Raw genomic sequence first — 3,082 nt, forward strand, 5'->3', positions numbered from 1 at the left:
ACCCCCATCACCGCGCAGCGCTCCTCCTCGACATCGTCTCCTTCCGGAAACAGGCAGTGATAGCAGGGCGCGTCGTCGCGCCGGCTGTCGAACACCGCCAATTGCCCGGCAAAGCGGATTGCCGCGCCGGAAACCAGTGCTGTCCGGGTTTTGACGCATGCGCGATTGACCGCGTGCCGCGTGGCGAAGTTGTCGCAGCAATCGAGAACCACATCGGCGTCGGCGACCTGCGCTGCCAGCGCTTCGCCGGCCAGGCGGGTGAGGATCGCTTCGACATGGACTTCCGGATTGATCCCGGTGAGCGCTGCCTGGCCGGAAAGGGCCTTCGGCTGGCCGATGCGCTCCTGGGTGTGCAGGATCTGCCGTTGCAGATTGGTCAGGTCCACCGTATCGCCGTCGGCCAGGGTGATGCGGCCGAGACCTGCCGAGGCGAGATAGAGGGCGGCCGGTGAGCCGAGGCCACCGGCGCCGATGATCAGCGCCCTGGCGTTGACGATCCGCTCCTGTCCTTCGATGCCGATCTCGTCAAGCAGGATGTGGCGGCTGTAGCGCAGCAACTGACCGTCGTTCATCCGCAGGGTCCTACTTGTACTCGCGCCACTCCGGCGGGGTGTCGTCGTGATCGCCATGCGGGTGGCGTTCCCAGGCGTGGGTGTAGGCTTCGGACTGTGATCGCTTCATCGGCCGAACCGGCGCGTCGAGATTGTGCAATTGCGTCTCCTCGACGTAGTAGATCAGCGCCCGCATCATCTTGCTCATCAGCGTATTGTCGAGGTGGTAGCCTTTGTCCTCGAGTGTCCCTTCGAGTTCTTCCAGGCTGTGCTGGTGGAGATCGTAGGCGACATCGACGGCTCGCGCCTGATCCCGTCTTTCGACCTCCAGCTGCTCGATCTGGCTAAGGCAATCCGAGGCTTCCGGCACTTGATCCGGCGGGAATTTGGCGAACAGGATGCTCCGCTGCTTGCGGATCGGCGCTGTTTTGTGAGGCGTGGCAGCCGGTCGCTTCATTCACTTTCCTCCCTCCGAGAGAAAGGTCAACGGCTAGTGCGCATGATCTGCATGCCCTTGAGCAGGTTCAGCGCCTGCGTCAGCTGGTAGTCAGTTTTTGATGCCAGTTCGCGGCTCGGCAACTCGGAGGACTCTTCGCCGTCTTCCGTGGGCGCGTTGTTCTTCGGCTTGACCGGTGCGGGCGCCTTGCTTGACGGCTTGACGGGCGCCTCTTTGACCGCTGTGGCGGCATCCTTGTTAATGTCGGCGTTGTTCTCGAGGTGGTGTTCAAGGTTGGCCTCGCGCAGACGCTCCCTCGAACTGCCGTTGGCGCTTTCCTCGGCGACGATGTCCGGCACGATGCCTTTCGCCTGGATCGAACGGCCCGACGGGGTGAAGTAGCGTGCGGTCGTCAGTTTGATCGCGGTGTTTCCGGGCAATGGCAAGACGGTCTGTACGGAGCCCTTGCCGAAGGTCGTCGTACCCAGGACCACGGCGCGTTTGTGGTCTTGTAGCGCACCGGCGACGATCTCGGAGGCGGAAGCGGAGCCGCCATTGACCAGCACCACCATCGGCACCTTGCGCGCCTGCGGCGGCAGTCTCTTGATGTAATCGTCGCGGCTGCCGCGCAGGTAGTCTGCGGGAGAGGCGTGGAACTCGTGCTTGGCATCGGGAGCGCGTCCGTCTGTCGAGGTCACCAGGGTGTCCTCCGGCAAAAAGGCCGCAGAGACGCCAACCGCACTGTTGAGCAGGCCACCTGGGTCATTGCGCAGATCCAGAACCAAGCCTTTCAGCGGGGCCGCCTTGTAGAGGTCGTTAAGGTGCTTGACCACCGCAGCACCGGTATTCTCCTGGAACGAAGTGATGCGCAGATAGCCGTAGCCGTCCTCGACCAGTTTTGATTTGACGCTCTGGACCTTGATCACTTCGCGAGTCAGGGTGATATCCAGGGGTTTGGCTTCCGTTTTGCGGATAATCGACAGTCGGATCTGGGACTTCGGCTTGCCGCGCATGCGCTTGACGGCTTCGGTCAGCGTCAGGCCTTTGACGAGCGTGTCGTCAATCTTGAAGATCAGGTCGCCCGGCTTGACGCCGGCGCGGTCGGCGGGGGTATCCTCGATCGGCGAAACCACCTTGACCAGCCCGTCCTCCATGCTGACTTCGATACCGATGCCGCCGAATTCACCTTGCGTGCCGACCTGCAAGTCCTTGAAGGCGTCGGCGTCGAGGTATGCCGAGTGCGGGTCCAGGTTGGAGAGCATGCCGCTGATCGCGTGCGTGATCAGCTTCTTGTCGTCTACGGGTTCGACATAGCCTTTCTTGATCGCATTGAACACCTCGGCAAAGGTGCGCAACTCCTCTACCGGCAGGCCGACGCGCGCCTCCTTGTCGGCCAGCGCCGAAAACTGCAGGCTGAGCAGCACGCCACCAAGCAATCCGGCACAAACAAGCCCGGCCTGTTTCAACTTACCCATCTGTTGTTTCACTCCGTGCGTACCTCTATTTCGCGTTGATCCACGCCAGTGGGTCAAGCGGTTTTCCTTGATGACGAATCTCAAAGTATAAACCGGATTCCGGGTTGCCACCGGTGTTGCCGACGGTGGCTATGGTTTCGCCACCGCGTACTTCGTCGCCGACCTCTTTCAGGAGCGAATCGTTGTTGGCATAGATCGATAGATAGCTGCTGCCATGGTCAATGATCAGCAGGTTGCCGAAGCCGCGCATCCATTCGGCAAAAACAACGCGGCCGCCAGCGATGCTGCCGACCTGGCTGCCGGTGCCGGCGCGGATGAACAGCCCCTTCCAGGTGCTGCCCTCTTGCCGCGCGGCGCCAAATCGATTGGTGATCGCCCCTTTGGTTGGCAGGCGCAGGGTCCCCTTCAATCTGGCCAGGTCAGCCGCGACAGGCGTTTCCGGCACCACCTCACGGCGCACTGTAACGGCCGGACGCGTACTGGCCGGCTTTTCTTCGACAGGGGCGGGGGCAGCTCGGGAAGGCTTCTGCGGGCTGGCTTCCCGCCGTGCCAGCTCCCGTTGGGCTTGCTCGCGCTGGGTTTGCTCCCGCTGGGCTTGTTCGCGCTGGGCTTGCTCGCGC

General features: G+C 62.5%; 4 protein-coding genes. All 4 read right to left on the minus strand.

Annotated elements, in window-relative coordinates; translation table 11 throughout:
- The coding region (locus tag RUW20_RS05415) for a HesA/MoeB/ThiF family protein (RefSeq protein ID WP_313951175.1) at nt 1–572 on the minus strand (572 nt) is incomplete at its 3' end.
- Nucleotides 573–582: 10 nt separating this feature from the next.
- Nucleotides 583–1,008 carry a hypothetical protein gene (locus tag RUW20_RS05420; RefSeq protein ID WP_313951176.1) on the minus strand — a complete coding sequence of 142 codons (426 nt, stop codon included), beginning with the start codon at nt 1,006–1,008 and terminating at the stop codon, nt 583–585.
- A 26-nt stretch (nt 1,009–1,034) separates the two neighbouring features.
- Nucleotides 1,035–2,462: a S41 family peptidase gene (locus RUW20_RS05425; protein ID WP_313951177.1), complete on the minus strand. Its 1,428-nt coding sequence runs from the start codon at nt 2,460–2,462 to the stop codon at nt 1,035–1,037.
- 25 nt (nt 2,463–2,487) lie between these two features.
- Nucleotides 2,488–3,082: murein hydrolase activator EnvC family protein (locus tag RUW20_RS05430; RefSeq protein WP_313951178.1), on the minus strand; the 595-nt coding region annotated here is incomplete at its 5' end.

The sequence above is a fragment of the Accumulibacter sp. genome, from assembly GCF_032229525.1.
Lineage (GTDB): Bacteria > Pseudomonadota > Gammaproteobacteria > Burkholderiales > Rhodocyclaceae > Accumulibacter.